At 52.7% G+C, this 19,869-nt stretch carries 18 protein-coding genes and 1 riboswitch; of the genes, 7 read left to right on the forward strand and 11 right to left on the reverse strand.

What is annotated here, in order from left to right:
- The first annotated feature begins 26 nt into the window (after positions 1–26).
- Positions 27–578, forward strand: a complete 552-nt coding sequence (locus K5Q35_RS18970; protein ID WP_013960832.1) for a 2OG-Fe(II) oxygenase — start codon at positions 27–29, stop codon at positions 576–578.
- A 40-nt stretch (positions 579–618) separates the two neighbouring features.
- Here the strand turns inward: K5Q35_RS18970 and K5Q35_RS18975 are convergent, their stop codons facing one another.
- From K5Q35_RS18975 to K5Q35_RS19000, 7 genes are all read right to left on the reverse strand, one after another.
- Entirely contained in the window at positions 619–900 is a 282-nt protein-coding gene (locus tag K5Q35_RS18975; protein WP_220800970.1) for a hypothetical protein, read from the reverse strand.
- 171 nt (positions 901–1,071) lie between these two features.
- Positions 1,072–1,203: a hypothetical protein gene (locus K5Q35_RS22735; RefSeq protein WP_259650597.1), complete on the reverse strand. Its 132-nt coding sequence runs from the start codon at positions 1,201–1,203 to the stop codon at positions 1,072–1,074.
- Positions 1,204–1,309: 106 nt separating this feature from the next.
- Complete coding sequence (locus K5Q35_RS22955; protein WP_345742288.1) at positions 1,310–1,882, reverse strand: hypothetical protein; 573 nt, start codon at positions 1,880–1,882, stop codon at positions 1,310–1,312.
- A 465-nt stretch (positions 1,883–2,347) separates the two neighbouring features.
- Entirely contained in the window at positions 2,348–2,698 is a 351-nt protein-coding gene (locus K5Q35_RS18985) for a hypothetical protein (protein WP_220800971.1), read from the reverse strand.
- Positions 2,699–3,448: 750 nt separating this feature from the next.
- A complete protein-coding gene (locus tag K5Q35_RS18990) occupies positions 3,449–4,984 on the reverse strand; it encodes a CAP domain-containing protein (RefSeq protein ID WP_220800972.1) in 1,536 nt (511 codons plus the stop codon).
- A 1,247-nt stretch (positions 4,985–6,231) separates the two neighbouring features.
- Positions 6,232–6,948 (reverse strand): MarR family transcriptional regulator, encoded by a 717-nt coding sequence (locus K5Q35_RS18995; protein ID WP_259650598.1) that lies wholly within the window; start codon positions 6,946–6,948, stop codon positions 6,232–6,234.
- 482 nt (positions 6,949–7,430) lie between these two features.
- Positions 7,431–7,519: riboswitch (TPP riboswitch) on the reverse strand.
- A gap of 1,261 nt (positions 7,520–8,780) precedes the next feature.
- Positions 8,781–9,191, reverse strand: a complete 411-nt coding sequence (locus tag K5Q35_RS19000) for a GFA family protein (protein ID WP_220800974.1) — start codon at positions 9,189–9,191, stop codon at positions 8,781–8,783.
- Positions 9,192–9,508: 317 nt separating this feature from the next.
- On the opposite strand from K5Q35_RS19000, the gene K5Q35_RS19005 reads away from it, so the two are divergent.
- From K5Q35_RS19005 to K5Q35_RS19015, 3 genes are all read left to right on the forward strand, one after another.
- Positions 9,509–9,802 (forward strand): putative quinol monooxygenase, encoded by a 294-nt coding sequence (locus K5Q35_RS19005; protein ID WP_220800975.1) that lies wholly within the window; start codon positions 9,509–9,511, stop codon positions 9,800–9,802.
- Positions 9,803–9,833: 31 nt separating this feature from the next.
- Complete coding sequence (locus tag K5Q35_RS19010) at positions 9,834–10,244, forward strand: MarR family winged helix-turn-helix transcriptional regulator (RefSeq protein ID WP_201766495.1); 411 nt, start codon at positions 9,834–9,836, stop codon at positions 10,242–10,244.
- Between the two features lie 342 nt (positions 10,245–10,586).
- Positions 10,587–11,441 carry a GyrI-like domain-containing protein gene (locus K5Q35_RS19015; RefSeq protein ID WP_220800976.1) on the forward strand — a complete coding sequence of 285 codons (855 nt, stop codon included), beginning with the start codon at positions 10,587–10,589 and terminating at the stop codon, positions 11,439–11,441.
- Positions 11,442–11,551: 110 nt separating this feature from the next.
- On the opposite strand, the gene rlmF is transcribed toward K5Q35_RS19015, so the two are convergent.
- On the reverse strand, positions 11,552–12,478 hold the full coding sequence (gene rlmF, locus K5Q35_RS19020) for a 23S rRNA (adenine(1618)-N(6))-methyltransferase RlmF (RefSeq protein ID WP_220800977.1): 927 nt from the start codon (positions 12,476–12,478) through the stop codon (positions 11,552–11,554).
- Between the two features lie 840 nt (positions 12,479–13,318).
- Between rlmF and K5Q35_RS19025 the strand changes: the two genes are divergently transcribed.
- Positions 13,319–14,119 (forward strand): hypothetical protein, encoded by an 801-nt coding sequence (locus K5Q35_RS19025; RefSeq protein WP_220800978.1) that lies wholly within the window; start codon positions 13,319–13,321, stop codon positions 14,117–14,119.
- 256 nt (positions 14,120–14,375) lie between these two features.
- On the opposite strand, the gene K5Q35_RS19030 is transcribed toward K5Q35_RS19025, so the two are convergent.
- From K5Q35_RS19030 to K5Q35_RS19040, 3 genes are all read right to left on the reverse strand, one after another.
- Positions 14,376–15,029 carry a DUF3299 domain-containing protein gene (locus K5Q35_RS19030; RefSeq protein ID WP_220800979.1) on the reverse strand — a complete coding sequence of 218 codons (654 nt, stop codon included), beginning with the start codon at positions 15,027–15,029 and terminating at the stop codon, positions 14,376–14,378.
- Between the two features lie 149 nt (positions 15,030–15,178).
- Positions 15,179–16,522: an amidohydrolase family protein gene (locus K5Q35_RS19035; protein ID WP_220800980.1), complete on the reverse strand. Its 1,344-nt coding sequence runs from the start codon at positions 16,520–16,522 to the stop codon at positions 15,179–15,181.
- Between the two features lie 888 nt (positions 16,523–17,410).
- Positions 17,411–18,427, reverse strand: coding sequence for a GlxA family transcriptional regulator (locus K5Q35_RS19040; protein WP_259650599.1), 1,017 nt, complete (start codon positions 18,425–18,427; stop codon positions 17,411–17,413).
- Between the two features lie 61 nt (positions 18,428–18,488).
- Here K5Q35_RS19040 and K5Q35_RS19045 point away from each other — a divergent pair, with 61 nt between their 5' ends.
- Together K5Q35_RS19045 and K5Q35_RS19050 are read left to right on the forward strand one after the other, a co-directional pair.
- The gene (locus tag K5Q35_RS19045; RefSeq protein ID WP_220800982.1) at positions 18,489–19,097 is read left to right on the forward strand and encodes a DJ-1/PfpI family protein; all 609 of its coding nucleotides are present in this window, start codon (positions 18,489–18,491) and stop codon (positions 19,095–19,097) included.
- Positions 19,097–19,681, forward strand: a complete 585-nt coding sequence (locus tag K5Q35_RS19050; RefSeq protein WP_220800983.1) for a TIGR00730 family Rossman fold protein — start codon at positions 19,097–19,099, stop codon at positions 19,679–19,681. Before K5Q35_RS19045 ends, K5Q35_RS19050 begins: the two co-directional genes overlap by 1 nt.
- Positions 19,682–19,869: the final 188 nt, after the last annotated feature.

Here is a 19,869-nt window from a genome sequence, read left to right on the forward strand (position 1 = left end):
GGCTTCTGCTTGGAAAGGGCTAACCAATGATTGCAGTCCATTCCATGCCCAGTGCGTTTAGTGCGGGAGAATGTGAACGCATTATCGCGGCGATAGCCCAGACCCCGACTAAAGAAGCCCTCCTCGTTGGTCAGCGGCAGGATCACAATTTGCGCAACGCTGAATTGGTTTGGATAGACAACGTCGATGGCATGGGCTGGGTGATGGAGCGGTTGATCGCGCTTGTGCGCGCATCCAATGTTGAGCACTTTGATTTTGATCTGCGGGAATTTGCAGAAAGCCCACAGGTGGCGATTTACAAGGATACAGATGGGGGCCATTTTGCGTGGCATTCGGATATCGGAGACGGGCCAGTTGCGCGCAAACGCAAGCTCACTCTTGTCTTGCAATTAAGCAAGCCTGGTTCTTATGACGGTGGTGATCTTGAGATCATGCCCGGCGCTCAGGTGCTGGCCGCCAGTCGCGCACAGGGGTGCGTCAGCATTTTCCCCAGCTTCACGCTGCATCACGTAACACCGGTCAAACGTGGCACACGACATTCAATGACTGTCTGGGCGCATGGCCCGGCCTTTCGGTGATGCGTCCGGCTGGGATGCTACCGATTATGTTTCTTAGCAGTCAAAATTCATCAAATTCAGGAACCTTGCCCAGCCTTATCAGAAAACGGGGCGGTTCAACTTCTCCAGTGTTGGGATCCTCGTTCACGATATAGGCATCAGCGCCTGCGCAGTCTTCGGACTGGGCTTCCCTTTCGGCTCTGTTTTGCGCCTCAGATGCTGTCGTATATTCGAATTGCTTGTCGATTTTTAAGCTATCTTGCCCATCGCGCCCAACTTTCTTTTCCACATATGTCTGGCAGATATAGTGAACTTTTGCTGTGCTCTCGTCTGGTTTCGTCATGGTTAAGTCCCTGAATACAGCAGTGGCGCTGATGATACTTGAGAGCAGTTTGGCTCGATCGTGGGTATTCTTTGGGGAAACTGCGGCGCGGAACTGAAGGGCATGTAACGTAACAATGATGGGTACTTTTCAGGCTAACTGAGTATGTTGATGTTCCACGCCGCCCCCGTGTTATTTTGCCTTCTTGCCACCAATCGCCAACGCGGGTTTGCCAGCGAGTGAATTGGCTGTAGCAGAGATTTTTGCTTTCTCTTGTTTTGGTTTCTTGGCTTCTTTATTTCCACGTTTATTACCTTTGGCCATCGTCTGTCCTTTCAAAGTGCAGCGATCCAATGCCGGAATGACAAGGGGTGGCTGTGGTCGTCACTGCTTACCACCAAGGGGCGCGCAGTGATTTGGTGCGGGAGGGTCATGTTGGGTCCGACGTTTCCTCTGCGGCCTCATCAAACGCTCGTTGCTGGTCACGCGATACTGTTGAAACTGGTGATCCAAACATTGCGTTGGCAGCCTCAAAATCTTCGATGGTATCAATTCGCGTCCAGTCCGATCCCTTTGTGTCTAACGTGTGAAAAGGAATGTCCTGCTTGATCAGTTGCTCGTAAGCGGCCCCGCAGTGGAGATTTGCACCCGCTGTACCTTTCTTCATCTGCTTCAGTTCTGAAAAGAGCAGGGGTCCGGTGACTGCGCTGATCTTCTCGATCCCGATCAGCTTACCACGCGCGGTTTTGGACGTGACGGACTTGCCAATTTCGACCACGCGCATCTGTTCGTCGACAACGACTTTTCTGTCGCTCCTGGTAAGTGCAGCACCGTAATTAACGCACAGCACATTGGGCAGTTGCGTGTCGAGCAATGTCCGCAAAAATCTGGTCTCAAACACCATATTGGCATCAAACTTGATAAATTCAGCGATCCCGACGGCATCGGACGCCAGCATGAGCGAATGGCAATCGTTATTGTCGTGATAGCGGTCATTGAGCACGTAAGTGACCCTGATGCCGCGAAATGTCTTGTTGACGAACTCCCTGATCTCGTCAGACCGGTGCCCCAGAACCAGCACGAATTGGGATATACCACAGCTGAGGCAATTGCGGATCATCCGCTCTAGGACAATGGAACCGCCGACAGATAACATGCATTTTGCGCAAGCGTCTAACTGGGGGTTTAGCCTTAATCCAACGCTTGCTGCCAGTATGACAGCTTTTGGAGGGCGATTGATTTCATACTTCATTCTGTTTCCACTCCATAATTGAGGCGTTGATTGTTTCCTCTTGGTTCGCTGGCAACCTCGGTGATCCGGTTTCTGCGAAAATGGGCGATGCGATCTACGACTATGCGCAGATTGAGAGAGCAATGCGAAGTGCGGCCGCCAGCGTGGCATTGTCGGATATGTTCAAGTGGTTTGGACCTGCACTACGCAATTCACTGCAGGTCCAGTTTTGGTTTATCAAGCGTCAAGCTCAAGCCCGGCGATGCACGCCTTTGCGAGGTCGCGGTTTGGCATGTCAGTACCGGGTAGCGTCGCCCAACCTGCATCCATAACGGCCTTGGTGCGGTTGAATGCAGAAGCTTCTTGAATGACGGCCAGTTTAGGCGCGCGCTCCGGGTCAGCTTTGGACGCGTCAAGACAGACTGGCACCATGGCCTTCGTCACTTCTTCAGTGGCAAAGGTCTGGGCCATTTCTTCAGCAGTGGCGCCTGTTGTCCAACCACCCCAGCTGAATCCAAGGATCGTGATCGCAATTGCACCACCTACAGCACCGTAGATGCCGGGTTTCGTCCATTCTGGAAAAGTCATTTTGGTTCCTCTGACGGAGAAAGCGCCGCCCCACTACTTCAATTTGATCTACTCAGGTCCGCTTTGCCCGCGCACCGTTTTTTAGTTGCGTTGGCCGATCATGATCGCCGCTCGTCCTGATCGTGACCATGAGGCGCAATACGCTGGCCTTGAACGATTTCCCTGACAATCTGCGCAAAAATCACCACCCTCAGCGAGGGGCGCGACAGTTAAATTTTCTTGATGCAGGAATGTCGTCTACTTTGGTAGGCAATATGCCTAAGCAGCAGATACAACAAACTTTTGTTTGATACGTATAACTTCCCAGTCCGAAAATGACAACCGGCCTTGTGTTGCCCGCTTTGGATTGATCGGTCATCTCCGCCTTGCGGAAAGTCGTCGCGATGGGCTCGACGTCAGCACAAAGAAAACGCTGTTTTCGGGTCTCCACACGGCCACGTCGCAGGTTCGGCGAACATCCTTTGTGGATGCTCCCTGCATGGCAGGATATTTTTGATCCGATTTGTGCATGTGTCAGAGGCAGTCGTGCCGCTTATCCTGAAGGCTGATGATTTGATCCCTGAAAAGCACAAATCGTCCTGCAGGCGTCGAGTTCAAAACCACGCAGCGCAATGAGCTCCCCCTCTCATTGCCGCAAGTGGCGATTACCGGACAGCGGGCAAACTGACTTCACCTATCTGAAGATCCTTGGTTGGGTTGTCTGACTTGGAATTACAGTGAGAGGGGTCATAGAGACCCCTCTCACCGCGTTCAGAATATGAACTCATCAAAGAATTCGGATCCACAGAACGATGTCACATCGGAAGAATCTGCCGCTGACGTGCTGAAGGCGATGCTTTGCGTTTCGCCATTCATGCTGACGGTTCCGAACAGCTCTACGTCACCTTCCATGGCCAAGACCTCGACGGTCAGGCCGCTCTCTGAACTGGCGACCGATCTGATACTGGCGCTGCTGATCGTTGACCCGGATTCCGTTCGCACGTTGGGGCCAAAGTCAAAGACGAAATTATCGGAGCTGAGTTCCATACCGCCCGCATCGTCGCACACGACCGTGCCTTCATCGAGGACTCTGGAAACGATGGGCACTTCTGTACCGGGGATGGCGATGGTTCCTGAATCCGCATCTTCTGCAGTTACATCATCGACTGTTGCTGATCCTCCAGCACTGAAATTCCCTTCGCCTTGCACATCCACCGATGGACCATCCGTGTCGCTGGCAACTGACGTGACTTCGACACTGCTTCTGGTGGTTTGAGTGGTTGAGCTGCTCGTGCTCGTTTCTTCGACGTCTTCGTCTGTCTCTTGATTTGTGCTGAAACCTCGTGAAGCCATGAACTGTTCGATATCAAAGCCGGTTCCGGCAGTGATTTCTGGTTCCGCAGGGGGCGCTTGCTCGACTGTGGCAGGCACTTCTTCCACAACCGGGGCGTCTTGCGCGGATGCGATGACCGGATCAGTGGATTGTTCTGACACGAATTCTTCTGCGGTTATGTCATCGACTGTGGCCGAGCTACCGCCGCTGACGTTACCTTCGGTCTCAAGCTGGACCGATGGACCATCCGCTTGGCTGGCGACCGCAGTGGTTTCGATGCTGCTTCTGGTGGTTTGAGTGGTTGAGCTGCTCGTGCTCGTTTCTTCGACATCTTCGTCTGTCTCTTGATTTGTGCTGAAACCTCGTGAAGCTATGAACTGTTTGATATCAAAGCCGGTTCCGGCAGTGATTTCCGGTTCCGCCACTTCCGGTTCTGCAGGTGCTGTGTCTTCAACCACGGCAGGTGTTGGTTCAACCACGGTCAACGCGTCCGCGCTTGCATCGGGGAGTATGACGGTATTTGCGCTCGTTGTGCCAAAGTTCTGGGTGACAAATACCGCGTCCAGCGTCTGCCCGTCGTCAACAAAATCACCGGCCTCGATACCAATCCCGATTTCCTTGAAGTCCGGGTTCAAGAGGTTTGCGCGATGTTCAGGGCTGTTCATCAGGTTGGTGTGCAGCTGGGCAACTTCGTCTGACATGCCATTGTCACCGGCTTCGCTGACCCATGCTATGTTTTCGCCGGTTTTCCAGTTTCCTTCCAATTCATAGCCTGAAGCCTCGATGCGCTCACGCCAATTGGATCCGTCAGCACCCGTATGGCTAAAGCGATCATTGTCGAGCATCCATACGCTGTGGTCTTCACTGGCTTCATTGAGGTCTGCGTTGAATACTAAAGGATCGAGGCCGACTTCTGCACGGTCTGCATTTATCAAATCCAGCATCTGCTGCTCGTATTTGTTGGCTTGTGACATGACATTCTCCTTTGAGTGGTTTTTGGCATCATGTGGCTTTCGGACTGCATCCAAAACATGACCCGTGCACTCGGTATGCGGGAATCGCCGGTATCCCGAATCCACCATCCCACTTTGCGGAATGACCTCCAAAGGAGCGTCCGCCAACTGGCTAATTGGACGCAATAGCGTCCATTGTGGTTTGTCGAATTGGGGAAACTGACAGCAAAATTACGCCTATACGTCAGCGGCGCTAGAAACGCTGCAAGGTGCCCACGAAAACGGGGCTTATCTATCGTACGTTAGGCGAAATCATAGCCGACAGGTTGATGTTCAGGCAACCTGCACGCTCCGACCTCAGGGCGACTGAACGCATAACGCAACGCTGTCACACTTCTCTGTAGTGTCGGCAATTGGCAAAATACCACCGACAGCCAAAAACACAGAGTGCTTGTGTTTCCGAAGCGGAACTGAGCTTCGGAAACCGTGGCAACCGCAATCCCAAAATCCGAAATGCCAAAATTGCCCGATCGGCGCAATTCGTGAAATTCCCCGGATCAGACCGGTCCGTTGAACTCGGGCAAAGCTATCTAAGGGACATGCCAAGATGAAACCGAAAATGAACCTTATCGTCTGGGTGTTAATCTCCATCCCACCCGGTATCTATCTTTGGGTGAAGTTCTTTCAGCTGGTGTTCTCATTCCTTTGGAGAAATCACTGATGGAAACCTTGGAAGGTCCATCGACAGAGGGTTTCTGGCCGCGAGCTTGCCGGGTCCCCGCGTGTTGTAGCGCAGACACTGCTCCACCTAGAGGAGGGATACAGCCATTTGCAGTTGACGTGATAAAGCTGCCAACGGTCCATCAATGTCTTCGGACAAACGGTATGAATTAGATGCTGTGTTTGCTGCTGCCCCCGACGGAGACAGGACTTTCCTGAGATTAGCAAAAGAGGCCACACAAGAGGTCGCGTCCAGTCGTCTTAACCATAGCGAAAGGAACGATCATCATGGTTGAGAATATCCGACGTAACGGTGAGCATGTTTTCGATGAGTTTCTAGCCGGTGATGCAGATGTTAGCACACGCCCAAAAGACATAAGTGACAAAAACCATTGTTTTCACATCAGGGGCGGTCGAGGCGGCGAGGCGCACGTGCCGTTTCTAAGCGCTCCTGCCGAAAAACGGAACAGTATCCGGCGCGGTGTGTTTTCGTTCATATGCCGGGCTGCTTGCCTCGTCGCAGCAGGGGCAATCGCGCTGAGAGCATTTCAATAAACCGAGCTTGTTCCGAGCCGCTGCGTTTTCAGGTTTTGAAATGTTATCAGACCTGTAGCATATGCATTTTCCTTAAGATCTCTCACAAGTTTATGGCCGACTTTACTGTCGATATGACCAAAATTCCGACAAGACAGACATAACAGAAATACTTCGGAGGACCGGGAAAAAACAGGTAGCCACAAGAACCGATGATCAGACACGATTGCAAAATCACATCGCTCAAGCTTCCCCAGTAAATCTTTGGCTTTGACAAGTTGCGTCTGATCCAGCTGCGGTTTGCCCACCGCTAACCCTGCATACTGAAGAACCTTCAAAAGGAAGCGACAACAATCAGCGGCCATCATTTGATCACATCGTTCAGAGCAATTAAAAATGCTGTCATCGACCAACTCAGCTGACACGGTCGTTTCTTGTTGAAAAATACGTGTTCTTATCGACTTCAAATCGATGCTCTGGGAGATAACCGGTGTGAGCTGCTCGATTTCTTTCTTTGGCTCAACTTTCGAATTCAACCTTTGCTCGACTCTCGATGTGAGCACATATTGGCGCCCATTCAGCCTGAGCCTTATCCACCCACCGTCTTCCAGCCTTTTTAATCCGCGAAAGGTAGCGGATCGACTGATGTCCGTCTTTTGAGCGAGTTCATCCAAGGTAATCGGGCCGTGTTTCGCCACAGTTTCCAAGATTTCGAATATCCTAGTTTGCAACGATCCTGCTCCACAGACTGGTATCCCAGTTTCTTATCATTGTTGATTCCTGCTATCCAACTCGCAATTCCGATAAGCGAAACGGTGCTGTTTGGTGCGGTGATTTTAAATGCGCTTTGGCTTCAATTATTTGAATTCACATTGTAAATTGACCGAATAATTCATATTCTGCGTCTGGTTTTGCCGCCCGCTTCAAAAGTGGCAGAGATCACTGGAGACGCTCGGGAAACGTGTGATTTGTTACCTTCATGGTCTATTCCGACCCGAACCAAGAAATGCTTTTTGAAGCTCTCCAAGGAGAGGGCTCGTAAGCGACTGTGATAGAGTGCCGGGATACATTCGTGTCGATTTTGGTGGAATATAAAGGCCAGTCGCAGCTCTTTGTTGTGCAGGTCAGTAAACCAGCTATTCTTGCGAGCAGTACTCAATTCATGCACTTTCGGGCGTCTTTCTTGACGACAAAAGGTGAACAGGAAAGCCGATTTCATGCTCTGTGTCCTCCCTCCGCCAGCATTATCTGGTTCAGGTTCTAAGGGTACATCTCAGCTGCAAAGCGCCCCCGGTAAATCTCGAATAGGAGCTTCCATCAGACGGGTCAAATGGTTTGGCACCTCCTCGAACTTTTGAGCGGTCCGCTGCCATTTCGAGCCTTCCGCAAACGTCCGCTCAGCCAAAGCCTACGAAAGATATTGTGGTGCTTGCACACATGCGTGATCGGTTCGATCTGTCTTTGGGGAGCTATGGTCACCGCCGAGGGGACGCATTTGTTACCCGGCAGTCGGTTGCACAGCAATCTGCCGAGAGGGCACCACTCCAACTGCGGCGGCCAATACTGTTTTCACGATTGTCAGAAAACCTTGCGCCCGAACGGCTGCTACAATCCGCGTAGGCACCGCTCAGAAGCCGGCTGGAAAAGCCCCTTGGCCTTCGAAGCAAAGGCTGCATAAATGGTTAATAGGAGCGGCACGAAAGCGGGACAGATCAACTGAATAATACTTCCGCACATAAACTGAGAAATTTTTAGTCCATATTTTGGTTACATCGTTCACAGGTAAAGGAGTTATCAATAACGTGTTTTCAAACGATAGAATATCGCTGAAGGGGTAAGTTTTGATTAGCCCATGTATTGCAGTCCAAGAGGGAGTCGCAACGAACCGTAAAGATGTAGAAGTTGTTGTTTGGCGCGATTACATCTGCCGTCACGGCCTTCATCTGAGGCTTTGGATAAATAATCATGAGTTGGAGCATCCCGAAAAGACTTACTCAGTTTTGCTTTCCATTTAGGGCAGCTGAGCAGGATTGAGAGAACTCTACATTTAAATGAGCGTCGCGTCGGGGGCAGGATCAACTTGAATTCACCTTTCACTGACGAACAACTGCCCATGCTTAAGGTTATTGCGCATGGGCATATAATTTTGGGAGCAGCACCTCATGCGCGCCGCTTGCAGAATAGTGGGTTTGTCGCCGTCCGGGCGGCCGCGGGTTCATATCTTTGGGCCCTGCGGCCGTCCGTTTAGGGGCAACCGTCTGGGATTTCTGATCGCGGCACGCGCAAAAGGCAACGCCGGGGTATGCAGCAATGAAGATCCAAACATGGGGATCGGTGGTATACTCCTGATACATAAAATGAATGCCGCTTGTATTTTACCGACGCGCCCCTCTGAAAATGGGGAATTACGACACAAAGCCTCCTTAATAAAATCGGTCCAAAGCCGCTGTTCGACGTTGGTTCTCGATTCTGCGCTCGATGCCCGCATCGCTGCCGCTCGCTGTGCCGGAGTGATTTGATATTGGCAAGTTCGGGCGGGTATGTCCTCTTTGTACTGCTGTTCTTAACGACCTTGCATTTCATTTCGCGTGATCATTGGGAGATCGAACACCCATGTATGCGAAGACCGGCACCAAACCTGTTGTTTCGGCGCGAGCAGATGGCGTTGGCGTGCAGTTCCGACCCTGAGGCCAAAGAACGTGCCGGGCTCGTCCGGCGTCTGTGTATGTATGCGCGTTCCGCAATCACCGCAAAAGCTTAAACACCTGCGGCGACCGCTGTCAGCGACTGTTTCGAATACCTTGAGCCTGCCACTTGTCAGTTCGAATTGACCATCATCGATATGCACGACCCATCCGAACGCGGTGCCCGAGTTGATCTGGCAATTCTCGCAGTGGCAGATCGCGCAGCGCTCGGGGTCTACAACAGCCTGATACGTAATAGCCCCACAAAGGCATCCTCCGTCCACGTTCATTTGGTCTCTCCAAAATGCAGCGTTAAACTACGCTTCACCCTGCATCTCACCCTTGGGAAGGTCAAACTGGTGCGGATCGATCCAAAGCTGCCTTTTAGCGGAATCCTCAATTTCTGCGATCGCAGCCCGGAGCCGTGAACTTTGCCGACATTCGTCGCACTTACATCAATATCCGCTTCTTTACGCCGATCAACAAAAGGTGCTTTTTGGGAAGATCTGTCATCTCGGAGAACGAAAGCTCAAGAGTACTTTGCCGTTTAATTGACATTAACAATTTCACTTATTAGTTATCATGATAACAAATGAGGGAATACCAGATGTCAAACTCGCTATTCGTCTTCGCGGAAATCAAGCCGAAGCCTGAACATTTCAAGGATGCTCAGCAAGCTATCATCGAAATTCTGAACCAGACTCGCGCGGAAGAAGGCTGCCGTTCGTTCGAGCTGTTCGAGGCACCGGGTCAGGACACGCTGTATCTTTTCGAGGAATGGCAAGATCAGGATGCGCTCGATCAGCACCATGCTCAACCCTACACAGCCGCGATCTTCAAATCTTACGAAGGATGGCTGGCCGAACCACCTCGCATCCTGCCTCTGCACAGTCTAGGTTAGCATGTTCTTTCTTCGGGAATTGCCCACGCGGATGATGATCGACGGCTACGTATCAGCGACTGGCGTGGGCGACGTGGATGCCGTGGCGCGTGCACTCTCGATGATGCGAGAGGCGAGCCAGCTGGAGCGCCTGCTGGATGCCTACTTTAATAGCCACAACCTTTCACAGTTGAAATTCCATATCCTCATTGTGATAGACCGCGAACCAGAAACAGACAGTCTTCGTCAAAGTGAAATCAATCAACGCCTGGACGTTTCCAAACCAGTACTGCACCGGACTGTGACCTCGCTACTGAAAGACGATCTGCTCGCCCGCCGTGACGATCCCGAGGATTCACGCGCGCACCGTCTGGCGCTGACCGATAAAAGCAAAACGGCGCTTGCAGCGATCCTACCCGGCTATTTTGAAACCATTTCCGTTTTTATGGGGAAACAACCATGACGCGGCTTCTGACGGCCTTCTTTGCATGGATCGTCGTTTATGCCGCTGTCACCGTTGTTCGAAGCTGACGTTCGCGCACGGCCTATCATCGGTCAGGATGGGCTCTTTCCAGCCATTTTCCGCCTTGCGGTATCATCGACTTTGGGCCAGCGATGCACCGTTGTGAACGGCTCAAATCAGACGTCCGCTAGATGGCAAACCCAGCCATGGCACCATCTCTAGACCTGTCGTTCGTTCATCTTGCAGCAGCTTGGGACCAACATCGTGGACTTTTCGGAAGGATTCCCTCCGCCTGCGTAATTCAGCAAGATTTGTGCATATGGTCGCTGTTATGGTTTCCCTATGAGCAACAACGCACCCAAACCCCACCCCCACATGGACCGCATTCTGCGGGTCATTGACTACATCCACACCCAAGCGGCGGATGATCTGTCGCTGGACCAACTTGCGGACGTGGCCGCAATGTCACGGTTCCATTGGCACCGGGTCTTCACCGCGATCATGGGGGCGTCGCCCGCGCAGATCATCCGGTCCGTTCGCATGCATAAGGCCACCATGCTTCTTCTTCGTACCGACCTGCCCATTGCTCAGATTGCGGCCCATGTCGGGTATTCCAACGACCGCAGTTTTTCCCGCACCTTTAAGGACATTTACGGCCAAACCCCCACAGCCTTCCGAAATGCCGGTTTTCCCGGCATGGCGCCCCATCCCAACCCACAAGGAGTTTCTAACGTGTTCGACGTCGACATCCAGACCACATCTGACAAACGCCTCGCCGCTTTGTCCCAACGCGGAGATTATGCCGAAGGCAGCGTGGCCTACCAAAAGGTTGCCACGATCATCTCAACCGGCAATCACTGGCCCCAGACCCGGGGCATGGCCGGTGTCTATTATGACAATCCTGAGGTGACCCCCACGGAAGATCTTCGCAGCCATGCCGGTGTGTTATGGGAGGGTGGGGCAATCCCCGATGGTCTTGAAGAGGTTCAATTAACTGGTGGTCGATACGCTGTACTTCACTTCAAGGGCCCTTACGCTGGCTTGGCCGAAGCCTATCGCTACGTTTACGGCCCGTGGCTATCGTCCAGCCAGGAATCGTTGCGCGATGCTCCGTCATTCGAGCACTACCTCAATGATCCCACCAACACGGCGCCTGCCGATTTGCTGACCGATATCTACATGCCGCTGGAGGGCTAAAATGAGCGCGGCAAACCCTGAGCGGTCCAGCGGGGCATCTACAGTGTCATGAGGCGCAGCGTCAGCGAAACAGGCATGAACGTCACAACGGAACGTCTGCAAAGGGGCTGCTAGGTTCCAGCCCCTTTCGCGAACGAGGAGCGCTGATTTTTCTCAATGTAGGTCCAAGCAATGAAGCGGCTGGTTTTCTGCCCCTGCGCCATCTTGACAACTTTGTATTCAGCAACCCTCGCTTTTCCTAGAATTCTATGGAGCGGCTGCAGATTATCTTTCTTCGATACCAACGAGGTAAACCACAAACACTGCTGTGCGAACTCCGTACTCTGCGCAACCATACGGGCAATAAATCTGATCTCACCGCCCGGACACCAAAGCTCGGCGTTCTGGCCACCAAAGTTGCGCTGTTCGGAGTGTCCTTTGCCTAGGTTCGACCACTTGCGTTGGGTGCCTTTGCTCGCTTTTTCCTTGGACGCGTGAAAAGGCGGGTTGCACATGGTTAGGTGAAAAGCATCCTTGGCTTTGATCACGCCTCTGAAAGTATCCTCAGGGTTGTCTTGGCGCCTGAGGGCAATTTTCAAATTATTGAATTCACAAATTTGCCTTGCCGATTTGAGAGCGCCCGCATCAGTATCGACGCCAGTGAAGCTCCAGCCGTATTCGCTCTGGCCTGTCAACGGGTACACCAAGCTCGCGCCGGTGCCGATGTCTAGTGCTTTGATATGAGGTCCACGTGGTATGTCTTGGTTATTGCTGTCGGCAAGCAAGTCCGCGAGATAGTGGATATAGTCGACACGACCCGGAATTGGGGGGCATAGATAGCCACTTGGGATATCCCAAAATTCAATATTGTAGTGCGTCTTTAGCAACGCTCGATTGAGCATGCGGACAGCACTCACGTCTTTGAAATCAATCGTCGTCTCGCCGCGTGGATTGCGGGTCGTGAAAGCCTCAAGTTCAGGCGTCTGCGCGACTAAACGCGCGAAGTCGTAGCCTTCTGAGTGTTGATTGCGGGGATGTAGCTTGGTTTTGGTAGCCATGCGGGACGCCTTCATCAAAGTTGGTGGACGTCACTCGCCAGCCTGTGAGTTGAGCTTAGGCGTTCAAGCACAAATAGTAAAATCAGGAGTGCGATAGATCCTCCACTGGCAAACCGGGCCGACCAGTCTTTCCGTGTGCAGCATCCGTAGTTTTGAGCCCAAACTGACTTTCTCGAATGCGGCATTCCGCCGATCAAATAGCTACAACCGTCAACGGCCGACAGGGGCTGTTTTCTACGAGCTTTCGGCAAGTCACCGAAGCTGGTCAGTTAACTAAAAATAAATCTAAGCGTATTTGTTTAAAGTTTTTCGAAATATGAAGAGAAAGGAATTATCGTGTTTTGGAGTGAAGATGTCAGCGACGTCAAATCATATAGCCCGCGGCTTTTGCCTCAGATTTGAAGAGACGCGCGAAGGCATCTGGTGCGCGCGGTACATGGCGCGCGTAAATTCTGCCGTAGGGAAATTAGTTGCTCGTATTGGGGAGGGGCATGGCTCGAATACATCTGTGAATTCGCCATGCGCCGAGAATTCCAATGCGCACAAACAAGCCAAAACCGCACTGTTTGATCCGGCAAAGCGATCTGTCCAAACGCATGACTGCCTTGTCGGAAACCGGTCTAAGGTAGAATTTGAAAATTCCATTGTTCACGGTGCTGCGGCGTCGGCGAACCGGCGTTTTGAATATCAGTCCACCCATTCGGGAAGAAACAGCCTGAATTGCGGGACACAAGGTTCGCAAGCCCGAGCGATACCGGGCGCGGTGAAAATCGACACTTAAACAGAGTTAACCAACGGTTGTGGGCGTAAGAGCCAAACAAGGAAGAGAGGGTCAGTCCGATGCAGATGTTACCGAGTAAACTATTTGAACTTATAACGAACCTACGCGGAGTTTTCAGCGATCTGGAACAGATGGGAATCCGTGTGGAAATTGGGGATGATTTCGCCAAATTCCGCAGTCTGAGGAGCCAACTGTCAAATCGCGGCCCGATTTATCCCATGTTCGATGTCGCCAGCTCGTATATCGACCAAGGCAATGGCTTCTGGGTCTGCGGCTTCAACCCGGATGGTGAATTGATCCATACACAGGCCGTGCGCCTTCTCGATCTTGATGGCGTTTCACTCGATCAGCACCTCAAAACGCACCGCCACAAATATATCACGCCCGGCTCAACGCCTGACCCGGATCTCACGTTCTATTCAGGACCGGAAGCACTGCAGACGATCACGGGGAAAGTCTGTTATCACGGCGAGTTCTGGCTTCATGCCAGCGGCCTCGGCGGTCCGCGAAGTCAGGGTGCGACGTCAATGTTGTCGCGCATTCTGCTTGAGATCATGGTTGGTGCATGGAACCCATCATTCGTCTTTGCGCTTGTTCCCCAAAGACTGGCGGCGAAGGGGGCCCATTTGCGCTACGGCTATAATCATTGTGACCACGGTAGCTGGTTGGACGCGAACCAACAGATGACCGAGGAAGACCATTTGATCTGGATGGCAGCCAATGACTTGGCCAATCTGCTCGCGCGTAAACCACAACGTTTTCAATGTGCGAAAAATATGTCGATTGCCCAGTTCACTAAGCCTGCCGGCATGCCAAAAGCAAACTGCATTAGTGTCAAAAAGCAGGAAGCGATTATGTGAGGCAACTCTACCTTAAATCAGACAGCTACCCGTCCCAAAGTCCCTGACGGAAGATATTGTTCGCTGGTTCTGAAGGCGGCGGCAAAGCCATCGCAACCGCTTTCACTCTCATTGAAACCGTAAAACTGGCCCTGTGTGGCGGCGGGCCAGTGCCGGGCATTTCAGCGTTTCCCAGGTCAACTGGATTTCGGAATCCAGCCAAAAACTATTTTCGCAAAACGACTTAACCTGAGTTGGAATCCTGACTGGCTATAGCTCAGTACAACGAAACGTTTTCGGGCGACATCTTGTAGCCGACCTCAACGCGGGACTCGCCATCTGATAATCCAACGTCCCGAACCGATAATTCGGCGTTTATCTTCCCCTCGACCCACACTGGTGTGAACAGACCCGTGACTTCAATTCCGTCAGGGTAAACAACATGCACCATCTGATTTGCCGGCGGGGGCGGTGTGTGGATGCAAGCGCCAGCGTAAGGAACGAGCAGGAAAGATGTCACTTTTTGCCCTTCGAATTCCAACGGCAGCACGTAGCCCGGTATGCGAACGTCCTTGCCGATAACGTCCGGATTGACTGCGTTGGACTGTGCTCGACGCTGCTGAATGATTATCTCACGCTGTTTGAAAAGCCAGTCTACATCAAGCCCTTCGCTCGATAACTGGCTGCGTAGCTTTTGTGCTTCGTGGGAGGTTGTGTTTTTTGATGATGCGTCTTGAGAGGTCTCAAACCTGAGTATTATTCTCAGCGCATCCAGTTGTTCAGGCGCTAATCCAGCGAAAGGGTCTTCAACAATTGACTGTGGGCCCACAAGTTCTGTCCAACTAATTGCCGAGCGCTCGGCTGCCGCAGACATGCCCAATGCCATAAAGGCAATCGCACATATAAATAGCTTTGGGTTTCCCAGCGCCATTTGAACTACTCCCACTATTTCATCTCTTGCCTATCTAGAGCCACGCAGGATCAACTAATGTGAACCTACATGGTCGATATGGGTGTTGGAGGAGAAATCAGAACATGTTTTGTGAGTTTTCTGCAGTCACCCCAAACTGGATTGAAGGATCACTCCATTTCGTTTTTGTAGATCACGCCGTTTTTCATGATTAGATCGAAATTTTGATGTGGATCAGCAATCAGGTCAATGTCTTCCAGCGGGTTACCATCGACAAGGATCAGGTCAGCATAGGCACCTTCTGCGATCACGCCCAGTTCGCCTTGCTGATAGGGGTGACGCGGGCCGGACAGTTCAAGCAATTCGGCATTGGTCGAGGTCGCCATCTTCAACACCTCATAGGGCGTGTACCAGCGCTGTAGCTTGGCAAGAAACGCACCCTGTCGTTCCGCCAGCGCGGGATCGAAAAGGATATCGGTGCCAAAGGCCACCTTGACCCCGACCTCCTTGGCGGTGGTGTAGGTGAAATCTGTGCCGTTCGTGACGTCGATCCATTTTTGCTGGCTCACCGGGTCATTAAAGGAAAAGCCGTCTTCATCATCCAGCAAGGGTTGTACCGACAGCCAGACGTCGTTGTCACGCATCAATTCCATTGTCTCCCGGCTCATCAGGAAACCATGTTCGATAGACTTCACGCCAGCGGCGACGGCAATTTCAACCGCCTTATCCGTGAAGACATGCGAGGCGACATAAGTGTTGTATGTATCGGCCACTTCCACGAAGGCCTCGATTTCAGCCTTGGTATACTGGCGCACATCCAGGGGATCATAGGTGGACGATACACCGCCGCCCGTGGAAATCTTAAGTTGGGTCGCGCCCATGCGCATGATCTCACGCGCGCGCTTGATTACCTCCGGCACGCCATCAGCCTGCGCCATCAGCCCGACGCTGTACCAGTACCATTGAGAATCCGCGGAATTGCTCGGCACCGCCTGATAGGGCCGATAGTCGAAATGCCCACCAGTCTGGGTTACGGGTGGGCCAGACGGCAGGATACGAGGGCCTTTGATCTCGCCCGCGTCGATCATTCGCTTGATCGCGAAGGAATTACCACCGACATCGCGCACGGATGTGAAGCCGCGCATCAATGTGCCTTCGGAACCCATGGCGCCCCGAACGGCAACTTCCAGAATATCGCCCGTTGCTACGACACTCTGGGGATTGCAGCAGTAAAGTGTGTGCCAATGCACGTCGATCAGGCCGGGCATCAGCGTTCGGCCACCGCCGTCAATGACGGTTCCACCAGCCACTGCGAGGGGCTCAGTCGAAATCGATGTGATCAGGTTGTCCGTGATCACGACGTTGGCGTTTTCAATGAGTGCTTCGTTCACACCGTCAAAAATATTTACATTGGTAATTAGCTTAACATCCTGCGCCCATGCCGGTGCGGACACAGCGTAAATCATCATCGCCGTTGCCGACAACATGCGATTAATCCGGGCCTGTATTGTCATCTTACTATCCTTGTTCTTTCAGCACACAGCTGAACTGAGCAATCGTCGTGACGAAGAGTTCATGACATTGTACCCAACCTGTAACGAGAAATCGACCTGTCGATTGCCACCTGCGTATATCCCCGGCTTTATGGAGGCCTGACTGGCGCGCCTACGGGCCTCACCTGTGCGCATTCCCAATGTAACCTGCAAGCTAGTAAAGCGGTTGTCCATCTCCCAACGATAGCTCAGCGCGGGGTCGAATGTCATAAAAAAACGTCGGGTTGGCCAGCTTGGGAAGGTAGTCGAAATCAACTGTGCTTTTGTTGATATTAACCTCTTGGGAAACCGCGTCTTTCAGGCAAATGGCCAGCATGGGCCGTCCCTGAAAAGTCCGGCGGCTTCAGTCTTCAAACGCTGTGCAGAAGTCGAGGCCGTTCAATGCGACACAGACACTCTAATCAACCGAAACGACTTCATTTATTGGGGTGGATACCTAATTCATCACACGCTTGATGTGAAAACCCTTCTCATCTCACGTGCATCGCTGATTGTATTGCCGCGCCGAGTTCCGACCAATATAAGCCGATGCAGAATTCGCCGGGAAAGCCAAGTAATCCAAAGTATGATTACTTGCTGGCCAAATCGACGGGCTACGGCGGCGGCACTCTCTTTGGCAACATAGCGGCAAGCCATCATTACCAAACATGGCTATGTTCTCGGTCTGGTCGTCGAAAATCAGTCGGTTATGTCTTGACGTTCTTCGTGTTCATTCATGAGCCTTGTGGCCGACTTCATGCCTCTCTGGGCCGTTCCTACCACCAACCAGAGCCGCGATTGAACAGATGCCCCTTCGCATCCGATAAGCGCAAAGAACCCTTGTCACCGATGCTGCACCGTGCACGGACGTCAGCTTTCGCCAAACAATGCTTGATAACTTGATGGCGAGGTGTGCAGATGCCGGTGAAACGCCCGCCGCATCTTTTCTTGATCACGAAAGCCGCAGGCCAATGCGACAGCCTTCATACTGCGGTCGCTTTCAATAAGTAAATTCCGAGCGGCATCGACCCGCATGCGTTCCAGCGACTTAGCCGGGGGCAGGCCAACGCTTGTTGCATATCGGCGAGAAAAACTTCGCCCACTCATTCCACAGCGGTCCGCCATGTCTGAAACGCTGGTCACATGCGCCAAATTCTCGCGCAGCCATTCATGTAACGCAGCGAACTCCCCTTTGGCATCCTGTGTTTGGCGCGCCAGATCCGCGCTGAACTGTGATTGTCCTGCCGACCGGATCATTGGCGTCACAAGGGACCGCGCGAGCCGCAATGCAGGGCCTTTTCCAAGGTCTTCCTGAACAATGGCAAGGGCCATATCGATCCCTGCCGTGATCCCTGCTGATGTCCAGATCGACCCCTCTTTGATATAGATGGGATCAACCTCAACCTTCACCTTTGGGTAACGGGTGGCCAAAAGGTCGCAATCCTCCCAATGGGTCACCGCACGCCGACCATCGAGCAGACCGGCCGCTGCGAGCACGAAAGCACCGCAACAGACCGAACAGGTGCGCCTCGCGCGTGTTGAGAGCGTCGCGATAGCCTGCACCAGCCCCTCATCATGCGCGGCAACCTCGGCACCATTGCCGCCAACAATCACAAGGGTGTCCGGGCCAGCATCACCCATTTCGCCCAACACCATGGACAGCGGCGCGCTGTCGATGCCGACAATTGTGTTCGTCGCGATCGGGCCGCCATCCAAGGACACGATGTGGGTCCTGTAGGCGGGGTTCTCGCCGCCTTCTGGATAGGCGTGCGTGAAAACCTGCAAGGGTCCGACGAGATCGAGCAAGACGATACCGGGATAAACGATGAAGATCACCGTTTTCTGGTCGGGCGACGTCTTTGGCATATTGGCGCAAAAAGGGGGCATGTTGTCATTCATGCCATAGAGCGCCCGGGTTATCCATCTCTTGCAACAAGGAGTATGTAAAATGAGAACAATGGCTGCGCTCGTGTTTCCGGGCTTTGAAACGCTCGATTATTTTGGTCCGATGGAAATGTTGGGGGGGGCGGCACAAGGGATTGAGATCATCACGGTCGCGCAAGGACGCGAACCCGTGCCGAGCGTCCATGGTCAGCGCATCGTTGTGGATAAAACGATCGCTGAGAAAAACGACTACGACCTGCTGTTTATTCCAGGTGGCGATACCGCATTGGAGGCAGCCAAGGATCAAGCACTGATGCAGTGGATAAGAGAGGCATCCGCAAACGCCGAACGTGTCATGGCCGTCTGTACGGGAACTGTGTTGCTGGGAATGACCGGGGTTCTTGACGGTCGCAAAGCAACGACGAACAAAATCGACTTTAACGATACCGTCCCTCTTGCCCCGAATGTGGATTGGGTCAAAGAGGCGCGATGGGTCGAAGATGGTAAATTCTTCACATCCTCTGGTGTCTCCGCTGGGATGGATATGTCCCTTGCCGTGATTGCCGACCTTTATGGAATGGCCGCAGCGGAAAAAGTAGCCTTGGGCACCGAATATGAATGGCACAAGGATTCCTCACGAGATCCCTTTGCAAAATTGGCGGGGTTGATCTGATGGGCTGTTCGATCAATTCGGTCGGCGTGTTTTGCGGGTCCGCGTCAGGTGTCGGGGATGTCTTCGCCTCGCAGGCCGGATCGCTCGGCGCGCACCTTGGACATCAACAGCTTTCCCTTGTTTACGGTGGTGGCCGGGTCGGCCTGATGGGCGCGGTCGCCGATGGGTGCCTCAGTCACGGTGGGCAGGTCACCGGCGTAATGCCGAGGGCTCTGGTCGACAAAGAGATCGCGCATCCCCATTTGACGCAGTTGATTATCGTTTCAGATATGCACGAACGGAAAGCAAAAATGGCCACAATGGCAGACGCCTTCATTGTGCTGCCGGGCGGAACGGGCACGATGGAGGAGTTCTTTGAGCAATGGACATGGGGCCAGATCGGCTATCATAGAAAGCCGATTGCGCTTCTCAACGTGGCTGGGTTCTTCGATCCGCTCCTCACGATGATAGATCAGATGGTGGCACAAGGATTCTTGTCGGCGCAGTACCGCGACATGCTTCTCTGCGCATCCGATATCAAAACTATTCTGAGCAAACTATCAGAATACGAACACCCACCTGAGAAGGGATATGACCAGAATTAGAGGCCAGCTACACATGCCATTCCAGCCGTCGAATTGCGATTGGCGAAAGGCAGTTCCGTCCCGCAGACGGTGAGTTCCCCACACCATAAGCTAGGAAAAGTCATCTATGACTTGCGCCGTCGCCTGGCAGTTATCCATTGCAGAACTCAGCTATGCGGCCTTTGTCATCCTGACCGGTGACATGAGCC

The organism is Roseobacter sp. OBYS 0001, from assembly GCF_019654895.1.
Taxonomy (GTDB): domain Bacteria; phylum Pseudomonadota; class Alphaproteobacteria; order Rhodobacterales; family Rhodobacteraceae; genus Roseobacter; species Roseobacter litoralis.

Coding starts and splice junctions, on each gene's coding strand:
- K5Q35_RS18970 (WP_013960832.1), top strand. CDS start 27: ATGATTGCAGTCCATTCCATGCCCAGTGCGTTTAGTGCGGGAGAATGT.
- K5Q35_RS18975 (WP_220800970.1), bottom strand. CDS start 900: ATGACGAAACCAGACGAGAGCACAGCAAAAGTTCACTATATCTGCCAG.
- K5Q35_RS22735 (WP_259650597.1), bottom strand. CDS start 1,203: ATGGCCAAAGGTAATAAACGTGGAAATAAAGAAGCCAAGAAACCAAAA.
- K5Q35_RS18985 (WP_220800971.1), bottom strand. CDS start 2,698: ATGACTTTTCCAGAATGGACGAAACCCGGCATCTACGGTGCTGTAGGT.
- K5Q35_RS18990 (WP_220800972.1), bottom strand. CDS start 4,984: ATGTCACAAGCCAACAAATACGAGCAGCAGATGCTGGATTTGATAAAT.
- K5Q35_RS19000 (WP_220800974.1), bottom strand. CDS start 9,191: ATGAACGTGGACGGAGGATGCCTTTGTGGGGCTATTACGTATCAGGCT.
- K5Q35_RS19005 (WP_220800975.1), top strand. CDS start 9,509: ATGTCAAACTCGCTATTCGTCTTCGCGGAAATCAAGCCGAAGCCTGAA.
- K5Q35_RS19010 (WP_201766495.1), top strand. CDS start 9,834: ATGATGATCGACGGCTACGTATCAGCGACTGGCGTGGGCGACGTGGAT.
- K5Q35_RS19015 (WP_220800976.1), top strand. CDS start 10,587: ATGAGCAACAACGCACCCAAACCCCACCCCCACATGGACCGCATTCTG.
- rlmF (WP_220800977.1), bottom strand. CDS start 12,478: ATGGCTACCAAAACCAAGCTACATCCCCGCAATCAACACTCAGAAGGC.
- K5Q35_RS19025 (WP_220800978.1), top strand. CDS start 13,319: ATGCAGATGTTACCGAGTAAACTATTTGAACTTATAACGAACCTACGC.
- K5Q35_RS19030 (WP_220800979.1), bottom strand. CDS start 15,029: ATGGCGCTGGGAAACCCAAAGCTATTTATATGTGCGATTGCCTTTATG.
- K5Q35_RS19035 (WP_220800980.1), bottom strand. CDS start 16,522: ATGACAATACAGGCCCGGATTAATCGCATGTTGTCGGCAACGGCGATG.
- K5Q35_RS19040 (WP_259650599.1), bottom strand. CDS start 18,427: ATGCCCCCTTTTTGCGCCAATATGCCAAAGACGTCGCCCGACCAGAAA.
- K5Q35_RS19045 (WP_220800982.1), top strand. CDS start 18,489: ATGAGAACAATGGCTGCGCTCGTGTTTCCGGGCTTTGAAACGCTCGAT.
- K5Q35_RS19050 (WP_220800983.1), top strand. CDS start 19,097: ATGGGCTGTTCGATCAATTCGGTCGGCGTGTTTTGCGGGTCCGCGTCA.